The organism is Thermococcus sp. (assembly GCF_027012695.1).
Lineage (GTDB): Archaea > Methanobacteriota_B > Thermococci > Thermococcales > Thermococcaceae > Thermococcus.
This window is the reverse complement of record NZ_JALUYR010000112.1, coordinates 1-17,977: the sequence shown is the minus strand read 5'-3', so window position 1 is coordinate 17,977 and position 17,977 is coordinate 1. Positions and strand designations below refer to the sequence as shown.

Sequence of the window (17,977 nt, the reverse complement as noted above, 5' to 3'; positions counted from 1 at the left end):
TCCATCCCTTCAATGTTACCGATTTCGTAAGTCCTGTAAAATTTCACCCACTCATCAGCCAGGAGGGGGTTAATCATTCTATCACCTTTGTATGCGGAGGGATTAATGTCAACCGAGTGTTTCCACTTCCATTTTTCGAGAGTCCAGGTCTCATAGTGATTGTATTTGAAGGCCACGTCTATGAATGCCATCGAGAACTCCTCAAGAAAAGCCGTCATGTTAAAGTCCTCGTTAATCTCGTCTGAATTTCCAGCAATATACTCTTCCAGAGCGCGAATCTCTTCATCGGTCCACCCCTGATTCTTTAGTGTTCGGACTGTCTCCTCCGGTAGACCACCCCGGCTGATATTCTTGGCCATTTCTCGGAGTTCTTCGGCGGTATAGTACATTTTGACTCCCGAAGTCTTCAGTTCCTCCAGAGCCTGCCAGATCAAGGCCGAGATGTTGGCAGCGTTCTTGGCTCCTAGTCTGGAGTTCTCTATTAGTATGGGAGCGAGGCTAATATTCTGTGTGGTGTTGAAACGAACCACCAATTCGGCTTCGCGGTCCAGGATCTTCCAGAAAGCCTCATACTGCTCGTTGCTTGTCTCCCTAGCAGCCACGTAGGGTCCGCTCTTTGCAGTCGATACCATGGCCCCGAGTAGAAGGGCCATCAAGACAAACCCAATCATTTTCTTCACGGCAGTTCACCGAAGTACTAAAACCAATGATAACTTAAAAGGATTTCTATTCAAATTTCACTTACTACAATAAACAGTACGCAAAAAATGGAAAATCATAGGCTCGTCAGGAGCTCTATCAGACCCTGCTTCGTGGGGATCTTTGAGAACTTCTCCGGATCCTTGACCTTAAGGAGGAGTGGAACCTCCCCAAAGAGCTTGAGGACCTTGCCGAAGGGTATGCTCCCCTCACCAGGGAGGAGGTGCAGGTCTCCGACACCATAGGCTAAAGCGTCTTCGGGCTCGACCTGAGGGAAGAGCTTCCCGAAGTTGTCGTGTATCATAAGGATTATCGTCTTGTCGGTGCCAAGCCTTACATCCTCAAGGAGCTTTTCCTCGTTTCCCTGAGCACTTAGAAAGGCGTGGGCGACATCCAGGGCGAAGCCAACGTTTTTTCTGTCAACGCTGTCAACGACATAGAGCGTGTCCTTGACGCTGAAGGTGTTCTCGAGGGCTATCTTGATACCGAAGGACCCTACCATGTCCGCCAGCTGCTGTATTGCCTCTATCTCAAGATCCAGCCTTCCGGTTCTGCCGCTCTGCATGACGATTACCTTCGCCCCGAGCTTTATCGCCACGTCCGCAACGGCCCTTGCAACGCGGAAGTGCCTGGTGTAGTAGATATGGTCGCGTAGGTTAACCGAGGTGGGCATTCTCACGATGTAGTCTATGCCGACGCCCCTGAGTGTGGTTTCGACGTTCCGGAGCTTCTTCTCAACGACGACGCCGTTCTTTATCAGGCCAAGGGTGTGGGGAAATATCGAGACGAAGTCGTAGTTCTTTATCTTGACGTCCGCAAGAACCGAGGCCAGGGTCTTGTCCTTCGTGACGAAGTGCGGATAAATCGTAACACCTATCTCCATACCATCACCATGGCAAGGTGTACCGCGGGATATAAAAGCTTACCGAGGGACAGCCTTAAAAGGCCCACGCGCAAAACTCCCCCGGTGAGTGGATGAAGGGGAACATATGGAAGTACATCTCAATAGTTCTAATACTCCTGCTCGCGGTCTCGAGCGTTGCGGTCGTTCTCCTCTACAACCAGAACTCGGGACCCGTTTCCTACGTCCCCCTCAACGCCACGGTTGTGGGGGAAACCCTCAACGGAACCTGCAACGGCACCCTCTACGAGCTCCAGGTGGAGGACCTCAGGAGACAGGTGGAGTTCCTGCGGGCCCAGCTTCTCCGGGAAAGGGTTCCCAGAGACAACGTTACAATAGCCATAGTCCCGATATTCGGCCCCATTGACGATCATAAGGCCCTGGAGGTAATCCCGCTCCTCAGGAACATCGCGGAGAACGATTCCATAGGCGGCGTCGTTCTCTGGATAGAGAGCCCCGGTGGCTACGTGGCCCCCGTTCGGGAGATATACGACACCGTGAAAAAGCTCGATCTCCTCAAGCCCGTCATCGCGTATACCGGTGGTCTGGCGGCCTCGGGGGGTTATTATATCGCCGTGGGTTCTGAGAGGATAATCGCCGATCCACTGGCCGAGGTGGGGAGCATAGGGGTTATCTACGTCCACTACGACCTCAGGAAGAACTACGAGATGAACGGCATAAGGGTTGACGTCTTCAAGACTGGCCCCTACAAGGACATGGGAGCAGAATGGCGCGGTTTAACCGAGGAAGAGAGGAAGATGATTGAGAACAGCGTTGAGACCTACTTCCAGGCCTTCCTCCAGGCGGTGAGCACGGGGAGGGGGATGGGCATAAACGAAACCAGAAAGTACGCCACGGGAAGGGTCTGGTTTGCGAGGGACGTTAAGGGCTCGCTCGTGGATGAAACCGGCGATCTCGACCGTGCCGTTGGGGTCCTCAAGGGAATGCTTAACGTCACTAACCCGAAAGTGGTGGTCTACGGGGATGAAGGACAATCCAGCTTCGGGATCTTTGGAAGCACCGCGCTCCTCCTCGACCCGCGCTACGTTAACGCCTACCTGAGGGGGTGATGGAATGCTCTGTGAGGAGAAGCTGGAGGTTTTTGAGAACGGATTTGAGGACGGGAAGTTCAACCTCAGGATCGAGTTCTACGGAAAGGACGCCAGAAAGATTCTCCTCGCGGTTATAAGGGAGCTTTACCTCCCCGACTACGGGGAGGAATACGTCTATCCCTTCGAGTGTGCCAGGGACTTCTGGGGGATTCCTCTGGAGGCTGAGGAAATCCGGGTGGAGGAATTCCGCCCGAACCCGGTAAAGTTCCTGAACCGGAGCGTCAGGAACAGGCTTGAGAAGGCCCTCGAAAGCATAGACGCCCCCGAGGAGGTCAAAGAAGCCATTGACCTCGAAAGGGCGGAGGTTCACAAACTCGGGAAAGGCTTATTAGCAATGGGGAAGAACTTCGTTCTGCTGGAAGAGGGCTACCTGTTCGTCTTCAACAAGCCCTCGGCGAGGGAGCTCATACTGAAGTACCTGGGGATGCTCGATGGAGCTTGAGGCTGCGGTCTGGATAGCTATATCGCTCGTGGTCCTCTACCTCGTGTGGGAGACGGTTAGTCCCATACTCTCCCCCCTGATCCTCGCGGTTACCCTTGCCTACATACTCTATCCCCTGCACGAGAGACTGTCGGAAAGACTGGGCAACCGGATCTCTGCCTTTGCGATCACCGGAATCCTCACCCTCCTGGCGTTCCTCTTTATGATCGGTTACGCCCTCTGGATAAACGACGTCAAGCAGTCGCTGGCTTACTACATCGACGCCTTCTTCCGGTGGCTCCTCGAATTCAACCTTCCCGCGGCAGTATACGAGCTCATCAAACACCTGGCCCGGGACATTCCCAGGAGGTTCGAGGAGTACGTCCTGGGCTACACATACTCCCTCCCCAGGCTGGCCCTTCAGACAATAGTGATGGTCTTCGCCTTCTACGGTGTTCTCGTTAACACGCGGGCCATCCGTGACGAGATATATTCCCTCCTGCCGGAGGAAAACCGCGAACTCGCGCTTAAACTCCTGAGACGCGCCGGTGAGACCCTCCACACCCTCCTCCGCGGGTGGCTGGCCATTAGCGTCGTGAAGGGGGTCCTGATATCCCTGGGCTTCTACGCCTTCTCCATCTCCTCTGCCGGAGGTTCCATAGCGGCCGGCATCTTCACCGTGGTGTTCGAGCTCCTCCCCGTGCTGGGCGGCTGGATGATATGGCTGGCCGGTGCGATATACCTATTCACTTCGGGAAACCATTTCGACGCGGTTCTGTTCTCTATCTACGGCTTCACCCTCGTTTCCCCCCTGCCGGACTATCTTCTCCGCTCCAGGCTCGGGAAGAGAGAAACCGGCGTTAACGCTTTCATAAGCCTCGTCGGCATCTTTGGAGGGTACTTCGCCTTCGGTCTCGTCGGGGTAATCATCGGTCCCGTGGCCCTCTCCCTCCTCGGGACCCTGCTGGAGGAGTGGAAGAGGACGAGGGAACTCGGGGAGGGAGTTGCCTCGTGAGATGGGGGTGATGCTCGTGATAATTCGCACCCCGCGGAGACTACACCTCGGCCTGATTGACCCATCCGCCCTTCTGGGGAGGCGCTTCGGAAGCCTCGGCGTGGCCCTCGAGGGCGGCTATGAGATAGAAATCCTCGAGTCTGACTCGAGGGAGATAGTGGCCGGGAGGGAAGACAGGGACACGATAGAGGCCACCCTCAAGAGGATGAACTCCGCCTACGGAACCGGCGTGAACTACCGCGTGGAGGTCAGAAAAGGCATCCCAAGGCACGTCGGCCTCGGCTCAACTACCCAGCTCAGCCTGGCGGTGGGCCTCGGGGTAGCAAGGCTGAGAAACCTCAACCTCTCAGTCGAGGAGCTTGCAAAAACACTCGGCAGGGGGAGGGAGAGTGGGGCCGGCGTTTACTCCTTCGCCCATGGGGGCTTCGTGATAGACGGAGGGGTTAAAAACGACCTTCCGCCGCTCATATTCCGCGAGGACTTCCCGGAGGACTGGGCGTTCCTGCTGATAATCCCGGAGCTTAAGCCCGGCTTCGATGAGGAGGAGGAAAAGCCAGTGATGGCCGGCCTTTCTGGAAAACCCGATGCCGCGATGGAGATAAGCCACAGGATTCTGCTCGGCCTCCTCCCAGCTTTGAAGGAGAGGGACATCAAAACCTTCGGAGAGCATTTAAATGCCGTTCAGCGGCTCGTTGGCAGGCACTTTGAGGACTACCAGGGCGGCGAGTTCAGGGAGGACGTGGGGCTTATCCTTGACTTTCTCGCCGAGAAAACCTACGGCGCCGGCCAGAGCAGCTGGGGTCCAACCGTTTACGGCCTCATAAGGAAAGCTGACTTCCAGAGGCTTTCCGCTGAAGCCCGCGACTTCCTGCGGGAGCAGGGCGTGGGGGCAAAGGTGGAGCTTGGACTTCCGAGGAACTCTGGAGCGGAGGTGGTCAGCCACGGCTACCTAGAAAGGTTGATAAGCTCAGTGAATCAAAAATGAACGGTGGGACAATGGGGGAACTTGATAACCTCCTGCGCCTGATAGAGCGCTTCTTTGGTGAGAACGCCCGCGTGGTTATTCTCTTCGGCTCAAGGGCGAGGGAAGACTCAGATTACGACGTGCTGATAGTGGTCAAATATAGGACGGATGAGCCGCTCTTCTGGAGGGAGCTGTTCAGGCTCGAGAGGGAGGAGGAAACCCCCTACGATGTCTTGATTGTCTCTGAGGATGAGCTAACGGCCGACAACCCAATTCTGTGGAGCGTTCTGACCGGATACACAGTCCTCAAAGGAGAATCCGAATGGAAGGCGATCCTTGACTCCCCGCGTGGAAAGATAAAGTCAAAGAAGCCGGTATTCGTTGAGGAGGGGAAGGTATGGAACGTGGCCCAGCTCGTATGACGCTGAGGCTTGCGGAAGAGCACCTAAACGCGGCCATGGACGAAAATCATCAGCGGTCGTCTCAATTTTGCCTATTCCACATCCAGCAGGCGGTCGAGAAATCACTCAAGGCCCTCCTTCTTTCCAGGAACATCGACGTCAGGACTCACAAGCTGGCCGTCCTCGCGTCCATGGCAGATATCGAGCTGTCCGAGGAGGACATGCTCAGTTTGGGCGGGATCGAGCGCGAATACACGCGGAGCAGATACTATACTCCAGGATTCGACCCGTTCAAAGACTACCGTCCTGATGACGTCCCGCTGGTATGATACCCCGCTAAAAAGGTGTATTTTGAGGTGGTGAAAAGGCTATGACCCTCGACCGCTTCATCAGGGTCAAATACCGGGAGAACGCGGAGAAGGTTGAACTTCTCGTGAACCACCTTAAAAAGCTGGGTCTCGACTGCGCCCGGACGATAGAGGAGCGAGTTGACCTCCAGTTCGACGCACTTAGAAACCTCCGCGGGAACCTCGGCGATGACGAACTCTTCATCAAGCTCGTGCTGGCCAACTCCATAGTGAGCTACCAGCTGAGTGGAAAGGGGGAGGACTGGTGGTGGGAGTTCTCGCGCTATTTTTCGGCCAACCCACCGGAAGGGAGCATTGCTGAGGCCTACGCCCGCTTTCTCCCCGCATCGCGGACGAACAGGCGCCTCGTCGCCGGAAAGCTCAAGCGTCTTGAGAAGCTCCAGCCCTTCCTCGATGGACTCGACATCGAAACCCTGAGGGACTACTACTTTGAGGGAATGGAGAGTTTAAGGAACGACCTAGCTCGCGTCCTCGGCTCAAAGAGGAGCGCCAAGACGGTGGTCTTCGCGGTCAAGATGTTCGGCTACGCGGGGAGGATGGCCTTTAAAGAGTTCGTGCCCTACCCAATGTCCATCGAAATCCCCGATGACGTAAGGATAAACGCCTACACCAAAAGGTTCACGAACGAGCCGCCCGTGAGCTTCTGGGCGAGGGTGGCTGAGCAGACCGGAATCCCGCCGCTTCATATAGACTCTATTCTCTGGCCCGCCCTCGGCGGAAAAGGGGAGGTCATGAGGCGCCTGCGCGAGAGATGCAACAAAGCGGAACTCGTCCTTGAACTCGCCGCACTCTGACACTACAACCTTTGGTTTTTAACCATCGCGAGAGAAAACATTTTATACTCTTCATCAGAGTTCCAGTCAGGCCGAAGGGAGGTGTGAGTTTTGTGGTGGGGATTCAAACTCGAGCTTAAGAAGGGAATACGCACCAAAAAGCTCTGGGCAGTGCTTCTCATCATGCTCCTTCTCTACATACCGGTCATCTACCTGCTGAAGCAGGGAACCGGAAGCGGCGGGGAGATGAGCGGCGAGGCGGCGATGGCGATAATGATACAGTTCATCACGGGCATGTCGATGTTCTTCCTCGGGATAGTGGCCATCGTGATGGGGGCAACCTCCGTGAACAAGGAGATAGAAGAGGGTACAATACGGGTTGTCCTTAGCAAGAAGATAAGCCGGCTGAGCTACATCCTCGGGAAGTTCTCCGGGCAGAGCGTCGTCTTCTTCGGAGCTGTTCTGCTGGCCGTCGCGGTGGCACTGGCCGGTTTGGCCTACGTTGGAGTTGACCTCACAGGGAACGTCGTCAGCGACGTCCTGCTCCTGAACCTCGTGCTGTTCATGGTGATGGTCGAGTTCCTGGCCTTGGGTTACATCCTCTCGACGTTCCTGAAGTCCTCGGGTTCGGCCCTCGGCGTTGCCCTCGTGCTGTTCTTCATCATCTACCTCGTCATCCCCATCTTCGTCCAGTACGAGATGTACACCCACGCCCCGGGCGACATCTCTGAAGGGGGACTGCGAGACCTGAAGGCGGACTACTACACGAAATACATCTTCTACTCGCCCACGGCACAGGTCGAGGTCATAACCTCGTACGTCTCGGACTACAGGGAGGTCAAGAAGACCGTCGATACCCCCAAAGGAAAGGTAACATACACCAAGTCGATTCCAACCTACAACGGGGTGGGCCACGCGATAAGGACGAGGTGGGTCAACGTCCTGCTCCTGTTCCTCATGTCCGCCGCTTACCTGGCCCTCGCGGTGGTTCGATTCGTCAGGATGGATCTAAGGTGATGGCGATGCTCAGGATTGATAGCTTAGTCAAGGTTTACAGGGACGTCCGCGCCCTCGACGGGCTAAGCCTCGAGGTTAAGGAGGGACAGATATACGGATTTTTAGGCCCGAACGGGGCTGGAAAAAGCACGGCAATACTGGGCACCCTCGGACTGATATACCCCAACTCCGGGAGGATAAGTCTCCTTGGAAAGGAAGTCTTTCGGGACGGTAAGTTCAGCGAAAAAGCCCTCCTCGAGGCGAAGTCCAAGATCGGCTACATGCCCGAGCACGCCACGCTTTGGGACTTTCTCACGCCGTATCAGACCCTCGACATCCTGGCGGACTCCTTTGACATACCCAGGACGGAGAGGGGAAAGAGGATAAGGGAACTCCTCGAGACCGTGAACCTCTGGGAGGTGAAGGACAAGAAGGTTGGTAAGTTCTCGAAGGGGATGCGGCAGAGGCTTTTGCTTGCTCAGGCTTTAATCAACGATCCAGAACTCCTCATCCTCGATGAACCCATGAGTGGCCTCGACCCCAAAGGAATAGCGGAGTTCAAGGAGGTTATTAGAGAGCAGAAGAAGGCCGGAAAAACAGTCTTCTTCTCCAGCCACATCTTAGCGCACGTCGAAGAAGTCTGCGACACAGTTGGAGTTATCGTCAGAGGCAAACTCCGCCTTGAGGGAAACATAAAACAGATCAAAGAGAACTTCCTCAAAAAAGCGGGCTACCTCATCCTCCTCGAGACAAACAAGCCGGTGAGCTTCGAGGGCGTTGACTGGGAGGTCGAGCGTGTCTCTCCAACGAAGTACAAAATAAAAGCCCCTGGAGACATAAGGGAGGAGGTAAACGACCTCGTGTGGGGGCAGGGCGCGAAGATACTCCAGCTCATGGTCCGCGTGCCGAGTTTGGAGGAGGTCTTCCTGAGCCTGGTGAAAGAGGAGGACTAAACCTTGGCCCTCTCGAACTCCTCCTTTCTTTCGAGCGGTTTTGTTGCGTCTATCCCCCACTTGGCGGTTAAGCTTTTCGTTGCTGAGGGATCAAGGGAGCTTCCCCTCGCGTTTGGAATCACCACGAGGTCTTTATCGGCCTGGAAGCGCGTAGCTATCGCCCATTCCACATCACGGTCGTCGTAGATGTTGATGTCCTCGTCAACGACGATGACATGCTTTAAGCTGGGGTGGCCTGCAAAGGCCGCCAAAATAGCGTTCTTGCCGTCGCCGTCGTGCTGTTTGGTTATTGAAACAACGGCGTGGAGCCACATAGCGCCTCCTTCCGTTAAGCGAACCCCGTGAACCTTTGGAACGACGCGCTTGACGCTCGCGTATATCTGCGGCTCCTTGGGCAGCCCCATGAGCATGAAGTGCTCGTAGCCGCCCGGCAGGAGCGCGTGGAAAATCGGCTCGTCAACGTGGTACATCCTCTCGAAGACCACCAGCGGCTGCTTCCTCACGTAGTCGTAGGTGCCCGTTATGTCAACGAAGGGTCCCTCGTCGACGAGTTCAGGCGTTATCCTCGCCTCGAAGACGAACTCGGTCTCGACTGGAACCGGGATGCCCCTCAGGTCAACAACCTCGAGGGGTTTTCCAAAGGCCCCCTCGCTCATCCTGCTCGCTATCTCAAGCTCGCTTATTCCGTAGGAGGTGCTCGTTGCCCCAGCTAAGAGAATGTGAACCGGGTTTCCGACGATGATCCTCACGTCAAGCTCTTCTCCGTGCTCAGCTTTGTCCTTCCACATCGAGTAGAGGTGCCTCGGGACCAGTCTTATCGCGGCCGTTTTATCGTCGCGCACCATTATCCTGTGGAAGGAGGCGTTGACGAAGCCGCTCTCGTCCTTCGCAATGACCATCGCCGAGGTGAAGTACTGGCCGCCGTCCTTGGGATAGTACTTTGGAACCGGAAGCTCAAGGAGGGAGAAGTCCTCCGTTGAGTTCCTCAGGAAGGGAGCATCATCAACAGTTTCGTAGGGGGCCGGATTCTCCATCGCGTCTGCTATGAAGTGGAGGAGGTCTTCTCTATCGATCCCAAGGAATTTTGCTATCCTCCCGCGGGTGCTCCAGATGTTGCCCGCAACGCTCCAGCCGTCCACATCCCTGAAAAGAACGGGCCTGTCGCGGTACTTGAGAAGGTATTTAGTAATCTCAAGCTCCTTACTCACGGGCTTTTCCACCACAACGGTCTCGTCAAAGCGCTCCAGTATCTCCCTCAGCATGGTACCACCTTAGATCCTGTTCCAAAAGGTCTATAAAGCCTTTTTCCAGACCTGCTTTGATTTGCCATGCCTATGGTGATCCTCAGGATTCCCGATGGCTCGGCGCTGGTGAGGATCGAGAAGGCCGATCCCCAGCTCTATTTCAAAATATACGAACTGCTGAGCTACCGCAGGGATTTCGGTAAGTGGGACAAGCCGGAGAGCCTCTACGACCCCTACGAGAAGACTTTTCCGGTTGGCCTCCTCCCTCGGGTCAAGAAGTTCCTCAACAGCAGAGGCTACCGCGTCCGCGTGAAGGACGAGCGCCGGGTTCGCGGCGTTAAGCTCAACTCGACCTGGAACGAGGAGTACTCCCTGAGGAAATATCAGGAGAGGGCCGTCAGGAAAGCCCTGAAGGAGAAGATGGGCGTTTTAGCACTGCCGGTGGGGAGCGGCAAAACGGTCGTTGGACTGAGGATAATCCATGAGATTGACCTCTCTGCTCTCATAGTGGTCCACACCAAGGAACTCCTCTACCAGTGGGTGGACAAGGTCCACGAGGTCCTCGGAATCGAACCCGGCATCGTCGGGGACAACCGCTGGGAGGAAGGGAGGATAACGGTCGCGATGATACAGACGCTCCTCTCGAGGGGAGCTGACAAGCTCCAGAACGAATACGCGGTTCTCATGTTCGACGAGTGCCACAGGACTTCCGCAGCGGAAAAGTTCTACCAGCTGGGCCTTTCCCTCCCCCAGGTATACCGCTTCGGCCTCTCCGCAACCCCCTGGCGGCGCGTTCGCGGCGAGGAGATAAAGATAGAGGCGGTTGTTGGCCCGGTAATCTACGAGGTCAGGGCAGAGGACCTGATTAAGGAGAAGTTCCTCGCAAATCCGCGCTTTGAGGTTATAACCTACGAGTCGGGCATGCCCTCCTTCAGCGAACGCTACAAGGAGCTTTACGAGGATCTCGTGATGAACAACGATGAGAGGAACTTGGCGGTGGTGGAGAAGGCCGTCGAGCTCGCCAGAAAGGGCCACCGCGTCCTCATCGACGTCAAGCGCATAGAGCACGGAAAGATACTCAAGAGGATGCTCGAGGAGAGGGGAATAAGTGCCGAGTTCCTCAGCTCGAAGAGTCAGAACCGCTGGGAAATCTTAGAGGCATTCAGAAACGGCGAGATTCCTGTGCTCATTTCGACGCTCCTCAAGGAGGGCGTTGACATACCGGAGATTTCAGCGATAATCCTTGCTGGTGGTGGAAAAAGCGACATAATGACGATACAGACCATAGGGCGCGCTTTGAGGCCAAAGAAGGGGATGAAAGCGGTTATAGTCGACGTCCAGGACGACGATCCGCTGCTCTTCACTCACTTCATCGAGCGCCAGAAGGCCCTCAAACAGTACTACGGGAAATACTACGACAGGGAGATGGAGTCAAAGCTCGAGAAGAGCGTCCCCAAGAAGCGCCGCCCTCGTAAGCGCCCTTGAGTAGCGCTCGAAGAGGTCCCGCTTCGCTTTCCTAAGGCCCTTTTCGTCGGTTCTGAATGACAGACCGGGATAATCGATGTGCCACAGTATCAGACCCTCAGGAGGGGCGGGCGGGACTTTTTTGGTGTACTCCCCGTTGAGCATTCTCCTAATCTCTGCGGGTTCCAGGATACCGAGTCCGCAGAACCTTATCGCGTTCACCATCCTGCGGGCCATCTCCCAGAGGAAGCTCTTCCCCTCGATCTCGATGACGTAGTAGCCCTGCCTCTCCCCTATCCCGACCCTCGTTACCTCTCTAATCGGGTCCTTCCCGGGTTCGAGCTTTGCAAAGGCCGAGAAGTCGTGCTCCCCAACGAAAAGCTCGGCACATTCCTCCATCTTTCCGCGCTCAAAGCCCTCGTTCACAAGGTAGTAGCGGTAGGTCTTTGACCTCGCCCAGAACCGGGGATGGAACTCCTCGGGGACTTCGGAGAAACCGAGAACCCATACATCCCGTAGGTGGTGATTTAGAACCTCCGGTCTAGCCAAATCGGCTCTCCCCCCCGGGACGAAAGAGACAACGTTGAAGAGGGCAGAAACACCCCTATCCGTCCGTGAGGCCCCTTTAAAGTCCGAGCTTTCGACGTCTTTGATGATGCCCAGCCGGGTGAGAATCCTTAGCAGTTCCCCCTCCACGGTCCTCACGTCGGGCTGCCTCTGGAAGCCGTAGAAGGCGGTTCCATCGTAGGCTATCCTGAGTGCGAGCTTCATGCTCAACGGTTTTCAGAGGGGGTATAAGGGCTTTTCCCCGACGGATGGACGAATTTCTTTACAAAGAGAAACCCTACCTTTGGATAAAATCCCAAAAGTTGGGGACAAAGCTGATAAACCGCGGAGGATGGCTTTCATTAAGGTGATTGCATGGAGAATGTGTTTGATGAAGAGATACTTGCGAACGTGACGAACTTCGAGATAATGCTCGCCATAATGGAAAAGAGGAAAGGGGAGTAGCTCAGAGATACGGCTCGCTGTAGAGCGGGGCCAGAAACAGCTCAAAGGCCGCAACCGGCATCTCAAGACCCCAGTTCTCTAACACGGCCGGGTGTATTTCCCCTATGATTCCTATCGCCTTTCCATCGACGACTATTTTTCCAACCCTTCCCGGGATGAAGCTCGGGTGCTCGATCTCTTCCAGTTCATAGGAGAAGCCAAGGTGGCGCATCACCGAATCGAGTATCTCCTTGGCCTCGGTGAAGGTCACGCGCGGGTGGGCCAGAACAACGGCAAGCTTGCTCTCGCTCACCGTTTTAGTTTCCCTGCTCTCATCTATGAGCGTTGCCTTTCCAACCTCGAAGAGCCTCTGCGGGTACTCCTCGTGGGTGTTCTGACTCAGGAAGTCGAGGAGGCTCGGGAGGAGCCAGACCCTGAGGGCAGACCACTTGGGGCTTATCGGGTTTTCAATCTCGACGAGTTCCGCCGGCGGGTGGTTGAAATAGTCCTTCCCGTATTTGAGGTTCATCTTTTCGTACTGCGCCTCCCTGTTGGTCAGGTTAAAGGTCATGACCTCCTGAAGGCCGAAGCCCACCATGAGTTCTCGCACAGCGTCTTCAAACTCGATGAACTTGTCCCCCCTGCCCTGGACGGCAAGCTTAGGCTCCTCGGGATCAATCTCGTTGTAGCCGTATGCTATTAGGACATCCTCCAAAACGTCCCTCGCGTGCATTATGTCGTCGCGGAAAGCCGGATAGAGGAGCTCTGCCTTTCCGCCTTCAAGCTTGACCTCGTACATCATCCTCTCAAGGAGGTCCTTGATTTCTTCGTCGCTCAGCTCAAGGCCGGAGAGCTTCCTTATGTAGTCCAGCTCAACCTCAAAGCTCTTGGGAGTTAAATCGGGCGTTTCGACCTCGAAGTCAGGGTAGACAACCTTCACGCTCTTTATCTTCCCACCGCGCTCAGCTAAAGCAGTAACGACGACGTTTAGAGCCAGCATGACCTTGTTCAAATCCCATCCCGTGACGTCAACGAAAACATTCCGGGTTTCGGTCGTTACTCGCCCAGTCACCTCGGAGTTGATGATCGGCGGCATCGAGAGGACTTTCCCCTCGCTGTCAACGAGGAGCGGATAATAGGGCTTGTCCCTGATGAGGTGCCCGTACTCCTTTCCTTTCTCGTGCTTCTCAAGGATTTCCTCAAGCGTTAACTCCTCGGTAAAGCCGAGGGGTATGAATTTTTCGGTCTTGTTCGCTGCTCTGTAATAAATTGGCGGCTTTACCCTGTCGAAGTCGAAGATGCCAATCGCCACCTCCCTTCTACGCCTTCCAAAGGTTAAGGCAACTTTCTCCTGAAGGTTTATCATCTGCTTTAGCGCCTCTTCATCGAGGTGAAGGCCTTCAACTATGGCATAGACACCGTAGGGCCTTATGTCCCTCAGCTTCTCGTCAACGTAAACTGTAACATCGCTCTTTTCCACTTCATACTTCGGCAGGCCCTTTTCCATTCCGAGCGCCCACTTTATCTGCCTCGCTATTCCCTCTGCACTCCACAGGTCGGGCCTGTTGGTGTCCTTTGAGTCGGCCTTGAAGTATATCTCCCCGTTCTCCTCCCAGACATCGTCCATTTCACATTTCGCGTAGAGGAAGAGGTCCTCCCACTCCTCGACTGTGAAGCTCCTCCCGATGAGCCTCTCAAGGTCGGACTTTGAGACGTCAAACTTCGGCATGGTATCACCTCAACAGTTCTTCAACCGGAAACGCATCATAGGGACCTTTATTGGCCAGTATCCCCTTATCGTTTGTTACGATGGGAAGGGAGAGGGCAAGGGCGAGGGCAACGAAGGGAGTGTCCTTTTCATCAAACTTCCTGCAAATCTCATAGGCACGTTTTATAAAGGGACGGTACTCGCTTAGCGGGTGAAAGATAATTCGGGATATAAGTTCCTCTCTGAAATGCATTAACTCGGCGTTGCTTATCCCTCGTTTCTCGGCTTTTCTCTCGATAACGGGCCAGTATTTTTTAAGTTCCCCGAGCATGTAGTCAGGCGCATGGAGTGGAATTTCCGCCGTTAGCAAGAACTCCCGTAACCGGGAATTCTTGGGATGCAACGCCGATATAAGCACGTTGGTGTCTATTATTACTCCAGCTTTAGCCCTTTCTTGAAGTCTCTCCATGCCTCTTCCCTCAGGGCTTCGATTTCCTTGAGGTCTTCTTCATCTATGTTTAGCCTCTTGGCGATGTCTTCAACAAAGGCCAGCCTTGCTTTCTCCGCCTCAATGGCCCTCTTAACTTGGAGTTCCACAAACTCCTTCCTCACACCCGATGGGACCTCTATAACGACTTTGGGCATGGTATCACCACACCAGCTTCGCTTCCCTGAGCCACCTCAAGTCGTAGCTGAACAGGTAGCGGATGTCGTCAATGCCGAGCTTGAACATGGCCAATCTGTCAATGCCTATGCCCCACGCTATTACCGGAGCGTCTATGCCCAAAGCCTTGGTCATCTCCTCCCGGAATATTCCCGCTCCACCGAACTCGACCCAGCCGAGTTCAGGGTGATAGGCGCTCATCTGGACGCTCGGCTCTGTGAAGGGGTAGTAATCCGGCAGGAACTTGACTTTTTTCGCTCCGGCTATCTCAACGGCGAAGCGCTTGAGGATTCCAAGGAGGTGCCTGAAGTTTAAATCCTCACCAACGACGAAGCCGTCTATCTGGTTGAACTCAATGAGGTGGGTTCTATCAAGGACGTCCGGTCTGAAAACGCGCTGTATCGTGAAGTATTTCCCGGGTATTTCGACGCCTTTGGCGAGCTGTCTGGCATCGAGGGCGGTTCCGTGTGCCCTCGGCATCAGGAGCATCGCCCTCTCTGGACTCCAGGTATAACCCCAGCCACGGGAACCGGCCAAACCGCGTTCGTGTGCCTCTTTAACCCTCTCAACGAGCTCATTCTCGGGCAGGTGACCGCTCTTTGGGTACTTAAGCTGGTATGTGTCCGTCCATTCTCTGGCGGGGTGGTTCTGCGGCTGGAAGAGGGCATCGAAGTTCCAGAACTGGGTCTCTATGAGGCTTTCAACCGTCATCTCGATGAAGCCCATCTCTATGAGCCTTCTCCTTATTTTATCAAGGAAAGCCCTGTATGGCTGTTTCTTGCCGGGATAAATCCTCCTGACGGGGGCTTTTATATCAAAGCGCCTGAACTCGACTTCGCGCCATTTGCCGGACTTTATGAGCTCCGGTGTCAGGAGGGAAACTTCCCTCTTCAGCTCGATGCCCTTTTTCACGAGCTCCTCTCCGGCAGGGGTTATCTCAACCCTTCTCTCGGTTACCGTCTCTTCCTCCGCCACCTTCCTTCTCTTGAGCTCTTTAACGGGAACCAGATTCTCAATTTCTTTGAGTGGGACAACTTTCTTCTCGGCGAGAAGTTTTAAGGCTCTGTCAATAGGCCTATCTTCGGCGTTGAGGCCCTTTCCAGTGATTTCAAGGACCAGCTTTCCGTCCTCCTTTCTAACGTTTGCCCAGCCCTCCTTCCTGAGAAGGCCGACTATCGGCTTCAGCTCATCTTCGCTGAGAACTTCCCTCAGGTCATCGAGTGTAACCTTTCTTTTCTCCCTCAGAACCTTCAGAGCCCTCCACTCCGGAAGGCCTATGTCAGCGTACTTTTTCCCGGTCTCGGTGAGCTTTACAACCTTTTCGCTCTTCTCGTGGAGCTTTGCCAAACCTTTCGCCTGAAGACCGAGGACGGCCCTCATCACGGCTACCTGTTCGAGGCCGGTTTTTTCTACTAACTCCTCGAATTTAGCCCTTTTAAGCTCACCGAGCTTGATAAGCGTGAGCTTCTCTTGGTAGCTTAGCTCCATGGTGCCACCTCCCGGTGAGGATGAGGGGGAGAACTTAAGAGAATTGCGGTGGGTCAAAAGGGGAATGTCAGGCCGGCCTTCTTCCCGCCCTGGTCAGGTTTCGGCGAGTTAACCAATCAAGAATGGCTCTGTTCGCGGGCCCGCCACTACTCCTGGTTTGGCCTGCTGGCAAATTTTACGCTGCTCACTCCTCAAAGAAAATAAAGACAAAACCCTCAGTCATATAGAGCTTCTATGTGATTTAGCTTCAGAACATCCCTGAGTGGGCCTAAGAGTTCCCCGGCCTTCAATGAGACGCCAGCACCGAGGAGGATTAAGGCGAAGAGTAATCTCGCTTCGGCCAAGCCAAGCCAGTCCACGACGAAACCGTAGATGAAGTAGAAGACGCCCATTGCTAATGCTGAAACCATTGAGTAGATTGACATTATTGTGGCCCTCTTTTCGCTCGGAATCCTGTGCTGGAGTTCTATTCCGAGGTTGAAGCCGAAGGCCGTGTGTATTATCGTAACGATGATTCCCAAGGCGATTATCCAGAGGGGATTTTGATAAACTACCGAGAGGGCTGTCATTACTGGGACGATTAGTGGGGCGAGGGAGTAGGCTTTGACGCTCCATTTGTCCCTCAAGCGGATTCCGATGAGTTTGGGGAGGACTTTGACGAGGGCTTCAATGATGCCGAGGATTCCGAGGGCGCCCATGAGGGTGGTTTTGAGGATTTTGGCGAGTATGTCGCCTAAGTAGGGTTCGAAGAATTGGCGGAATTGGTTGGTGGCCATGACGACGGTTATGGAGAGGATTATGAGCCAGAGGAGTTCGGGCCGGCGGATTTCCCGGAAGGATTGGAGGGTGTGGGTTAGGTAGGAGCGTTCGGGTTTCTGGAATTCGTATTCTGGGATTGTGTAGGCGACTATAAGCGTGGCTATTTCGAGGATTAGGGTTAGGATTAAGGGGAGAGTGAAGCCGTAGAGTTGGGCGAGGATTCCGCCGATGGCTACTGTGGTGGCGGAGAGGGGTAGGGTTATGGTTTTGATGTCTTTCATTAGTTTTCTATACTCTTTTTCTCTGCCGAGGTGTTTTAGGTTGTCGTATAACCATGCTTGGAGGCTTCCGCTCACGAATGTTGCGCCAAATGAGGCGGTAATAGAGTATATAATTAGCATTGAGAATCCTTTAAGGAATATAAGAAATATCATAGCCATGATATTTATTGTAAAACCCACCAGAACACTGAGTTTTCTGCTCATCTTGTCTGCTACTATCCCTGTTGGTATTTCAAATAGGAAGAATCCCACAGTTAGTACCGATGTCGCGATTCCTATTTGGGTATATGTGAGACCCTTTGAGAGGTAATAGACAACTAAAAGATTTCCAATAAATGCAGTACTCATGAAAATGTAGAGCATGACATAGCGCCTCGTCATGTCCATAATTCATCCCCCATATTTTGTCCATAGTTAAATCCATAGTTAAACAAAAATAAAAACGAAGAGGGGCTCAAGTAATCTCCTTCACTTGTGATTAATAAGCAATTATTTTTTTTTAAAAATTATGCAATTAACTCGAAATGGCATCGGGAAACTCCAGGATAAAACTTGATAGAGGGAGCAGATTAAAGACCAACCCCCTCGGCCGGGAGGGACGAGGCTTTCAAAAGAGAAATGTAAAATGAAAAGCCCTCACTCCTTGGGGAAGAAGACGACCTTTCCGGTCTTGCCCGCGCGCATCAGCTCGAAAGCTTCCTCGAACCTGTCGAAGCCTTTGTACCTGTGGGTTATGACCTCGTCGAGGTTAAGTTTTCCGCTCTGGATGAGGCTTG

18 protein-coding genes and 2 pseudogenes are annotated in these 17,977 nt (G+C 54.1%); 10 read left to right on the top strand and 10 right to left on the bottom strand.

Annotated features, from left to right (window positions below):
* Together MV985_RS08355 and MV985_RS08350 are read right to left on the bottom strand one after the other, a co-directional pair.
* Nucleotides 1–671: pseudogene (locus MV985_RS08355) on the bottom strand (hypothetical protein); the annotation flags it as partial.
* 104 nt (nt 672–775) lie between these two features.
* Nucleotides 776–1,582, bottom strand: coding sequence for a sugar phosphate isomerase/epimerase (locus MV985_RS08350; protein WP_297465215.1), 807 nt, complete (start codon nt 1,580–1,582; stop codon nt 776–778).
* A gap of 92 nt (nt 1,583–1,674) precedes the next feature.
* Here MV985_RS08350 and sppA point away from each other — a divergent pair, with 92 nt between their 5' ends.
* The 9 genes from sppA to MV985_RS08305 all read left to right on the top strand — a co-directional run bounded on the left by sppA (nt 1,675) and on the right by MV985_RS08305 (nt 8,603).
* Nucleotides 1,675–2,670, top strand: a complete 996-nt coding sequence (sppA, locus tag MV985_RS08345; protein ID WP_297465213.1) for a signal peptide peptidase SppA — start codon at nt 1,675–1,677, stop codon at nt 2,668–2,670.
* A gap of 4 nt (nt 2,671–2,674) precedes the next feature.
* Nucleotides 2,675–3,154, top strand: a complete 480-nt coding sequence (locus MV985_RS08340) for a PH1570 family protein (RefSeq protein WP_297465211.1) — start codon at nt 2,675–2,677, stop codon at nt 3,152–3,154.
* Nucleotides 3,144–4,148, top strand: coding sequence for an AI-2E family transporter (locus tag MV985_RS08335; RefSeq protein ID WP_297465209.1), 1,005 nt, complete (start codon nt 3,144–3,146; stop codon nt 4,146–4,148). The genes MV985_RS08340 and MV985_RS08335 overlap by 11 nt, the downstream gene beginning before the upstream one ends.
* 16 nt (nt 4,149–4,164) lie before the next feature.
* Nucleotides 4,165–5,133 (top strand): beta-ribofuranosylaminobenzene 5'-phosphate synthase family protein, encoded by a 969-nt coding sequence (locus MV985_RS08330; RefSeq protein WP_297465223.1) that lies wholly within the window; start codon nt 4,165–4,167, stop codon nt 5,131–5,133.
* An 11-nt stretch (nt 5,134–5,144) separates the two neighbouring features.
* Nucleotides 5,145–5,534 (top strand): nucleotidyltransferase domain-containing protein, encoded by a 390-nt coding sequence (locus MV985_RS08325; protein WP_297465207.1) that lies wholly within the window; start codon nt 5,145–5,147, stop codon nt 5,532–5,534.
* Nucleotides 5,510–5,842, top strand: a complete 333-nt coding sequence (locus tag MV985_RS08320; protein ID WP_297465205.1) for a HEPN domain-containing protein — start codon at nt 5,510–5,512, stop codon at nt 5,840–5,842. Before MV985_RS08325 ends, MV985_RS08320 begins: the two co-directional genes overlap by 25 nt.
* Before the next feature lie 41 nt (nt 5,843–5,883).
* A complete protein-coding gene (locus tag MV985_RS08315) occupies nt 5,884–6,675 on the top strand; it encodes an N-glycosylase/DNA lyase (protein WP_297465203.1) in 792 nt (263 codons plus the stop codon).
* Nucleotides 6,676–6,765: 90 nt separating this feature from the next.
* Nucleotides 6,766–7,671: an ABC transporter permease subunit gene (locus MV985_RS08310; protein ID WP_297465201.1), complete on the top strand. Its 906-nt coding sequence runs from the start codon at nt 6,766–6,768 to the stop codon at nt 7,669–7,671.
* Nucleotides 7,672–7,676: 5 nt separating this feature from the next.
* On the top strand, nt 7,677–8,603 hold the full coding sequence (locus tag MV985_RS08305; protein WP_297465221.1) for an ABC transporter ATP-binding protein: 927 nt from the start codon (nt 7,677–7,679) through the stop codon (nt 8,601–8,603).
* On the opposite strand, the gene MV985_RS08300 is transcribed toward MV985_RS08305, so the two are convergent.
* Nucleotides 8,600–9,865 (bottom strand): UbiD family decarboxylase, encoded by a 1,266-nt coding sequence (locus MV985_RS08300; protein ID WP_297465199.1) that lies wholly within the window; start codon nt 9,863–9,865, stop codon nt 8,600–8,602. The two genes, MV985_RS08305 and MV985_RS08300, sit on opposite strands and share 4 nt — an antisense overlap.
* A 72-nt stretch (nt 9,866–9,937) precedes the next feature.
* On the opposite strand from MV985_RS08300, the gene MV985_RS08295 reads away from it, so the two are divergent.
* A complete protein-coding gene (locus MV985_RS08295) occupies nt 9,938–11,332 on the top strand; it encodes a DEAD/DEAH box helicase (protein WP_297465219.1) in 1,395 nt (464 codons plus the stop codon).
* On the opposite strand, the gene truA is transcribed toward MV985_RS08295, so the two are convergent.
* From truA to tdh, 7 genes and pseudogenes are all read right to left on the bottom strand, one after another.
* Nucleotides 11,279–12,082, bottom strand: a complete 804-nt coding sequence (gene truA / locus MV985_RS08290) for a tRNA pseudouridine(38-40) synthase TruA (RefSeq protein ID WP_297465217.1) — start codon at nt 12,080–12,082, stop codon at nt 11,279–11,281. The genes MV985_RS08295 and truA overlap by 54 nt on opposite strands.
* Before the next feature lie 241 nt (nt 12,083–12,323).
* Nucleotides 12,324–14,030 (bottom strand): phenylalanine--tRNA ligase subunit beta, encoded by a 1,707-nt coding sequence (gene pheT, locus MV985_RS08285; RefSeq protein WP_297465197.1) that lies wholly within the window; start codon nt 14,028–14,030, stop codon nt 12,324–12,326.
* 4 nt (nt 14,031–14,034) lie between these two features.
* A complete protein-coding gene (locus MV985_RS08280; protein ID WP_297465195.1) occupies nt 14,035–14,478 on the bottom strand; it encodes a PIN domain-containing protein in 444 nt (147 codons plus the stop codon).
* Nucleotides 14,442–14,654, bottom strand: coding sequence for a hypothetical protein (locus MV985_RS08275; RefSeq protein ID WP_297465193.1), 213 nt, complete (start codon nt 14,652–14,654; stop codon nt 14,442–14,444). The genes MV985_RS08280 and MV985_RS08275 overlap by 37 nt, the downstream gene beginning before the upstream one ends.
* Nucleotides 14,655–14,658: 4 nt before the next feature.
* Nucleotides 14,659–16,161 (bottom strand): phenylalanine--tRNA ligase subunit alpha, encoded by a 1,503-nt coding sequence (locus MV985_RS08270; protein WP_297465190.1) that lies wholly within the window; start codon nt 16,159–16,161, stop codon nt 14,659–14,661.
* Between the two features lie 215 nt (nt 16,162–16,376).
* Complete coding sequence (locus MV985_RS08265) at nt 16,377–17,588, bottom strand: MFS transporter (RefSeq protein WP_297465187.1); 1,212 nt, start codon at nt 17,586–17,588, stop codon at nt 16,377–16,379.
* Nucleotides 17,589–17,837: 249 nt separating this feature from the next.
* Nucleotides 17,838–17,977 (bottom strand): annotated as a pseudogene (gene tdh / locus MV985_RS08260) (L-threonine 3-dehydrogenase); the annotation flags it as partial.

Coding starts and splice junctions, on each gene's coding strand:
- MV985_RS08350 (WP_297465215.1), bottom strand. CDS start 1,582: ATGGAGATAGGTGTTACGATTTATCCGCACTTCGTCACGAAGGACAAG.
- sppA (WP_297465213.1), top strand. CDS start 1,675: ATGAAGGGGAACATATGGAAGTACATCTCAATAGTTCTAATACTCCTG.
- MV985_RS08340 (WP_297465211.1), top strand. CDS start 2,675: ATGCTCTGTGAGGAGAAGCTGGAGGTTTTTGAGAACGGATTTGAGGAC.
- MV985_RS08335 (WP_297465209.1), top strand. CDS start 3,144: ATGGAGCTTGAGGCTGCGGTCTGGATAGCTATATCGCTCGTGGTCCTC.
- MV985_RS08325 (WP_297465207.1), top strand. CDS start 5,145: ATGGGGGAACTTGATAACCTCCTGCGCCTGATAGAGCGCTTCTTTGGT.
- MV985_RS08320 (WP_297465205.1), top strand. CDS start 5,510: ATGGAACGTGGCCCAGCTCGTATGACGCTGAGGCTTGCGGAAGAGCAC.
- MV985_RS08315 (WP_297465203.1), top strand. CDS start 5,884: ATGACCCTCGACCGCTTCATCAGGGTCAAATACCGGGAGAACGCGGAG.
- MV985_RS08305 (WP_297465221.1), top strand. CDS start 7,677: ATGCTCAGGATTGATAGCTTAGTCAAGGTTTACAGGGACGTCCGCGCC.
- MV985_RS08300 (WP_297465199.1), bottom strand. CDS start 9,865: ATGCTGAGGGAGATACTGGAGCGCTTTGACGAGACCGTTGTGGTGGAA.
- MV985_RS08295 (WP_297465219.1), top strand. CDS start 9,938: ATGGTGATCCTCAGGATTCCCGATGGCTCGGCGCTGGTGAGGATCGAG.
- truA (WP_297465217.1), bottom strand. CDS start 12,082: ATGAAGCTCGCACTCAGGATAGCCTACGATGGAACCGCCTTCTACGGC.
- pheT (WP_297465197.1), bottom strand. CDS start 14,030: ATGCCGAAGTTTGACGTCTCAAAGTCCGACCTTGAGAGGCTCATCGGG.
- MV985_RS08280 (WP_297465195.1), bottom strand. CDS start 14,478: ATGGAGAGACTTCAAGAAAGGGCTAAAGCTGGAGTAATAATAGACACC.
- MV985_RS08275 (WP_297465193.1), bottom strand. CDS start 14,654: ATGCCCAAAGTCGTTATAGAGGTCCCATCGGGTGTGAGGAAGGAGTTT.
- MV985_RS08270 (WP_297465190.1), bottom strand. CDS start 16,161: ATGGAGCTAAGCTACCAAGAGAAGCTCACGCTTATCAAGCTCGGTGAG.
- MV985_RS08265 (WP_297465187.1), bottom strand. CDS start 17,588: ATGGACATGACGAGGCGCTATGTCATGCTCTACATTTTCATGAGTACT.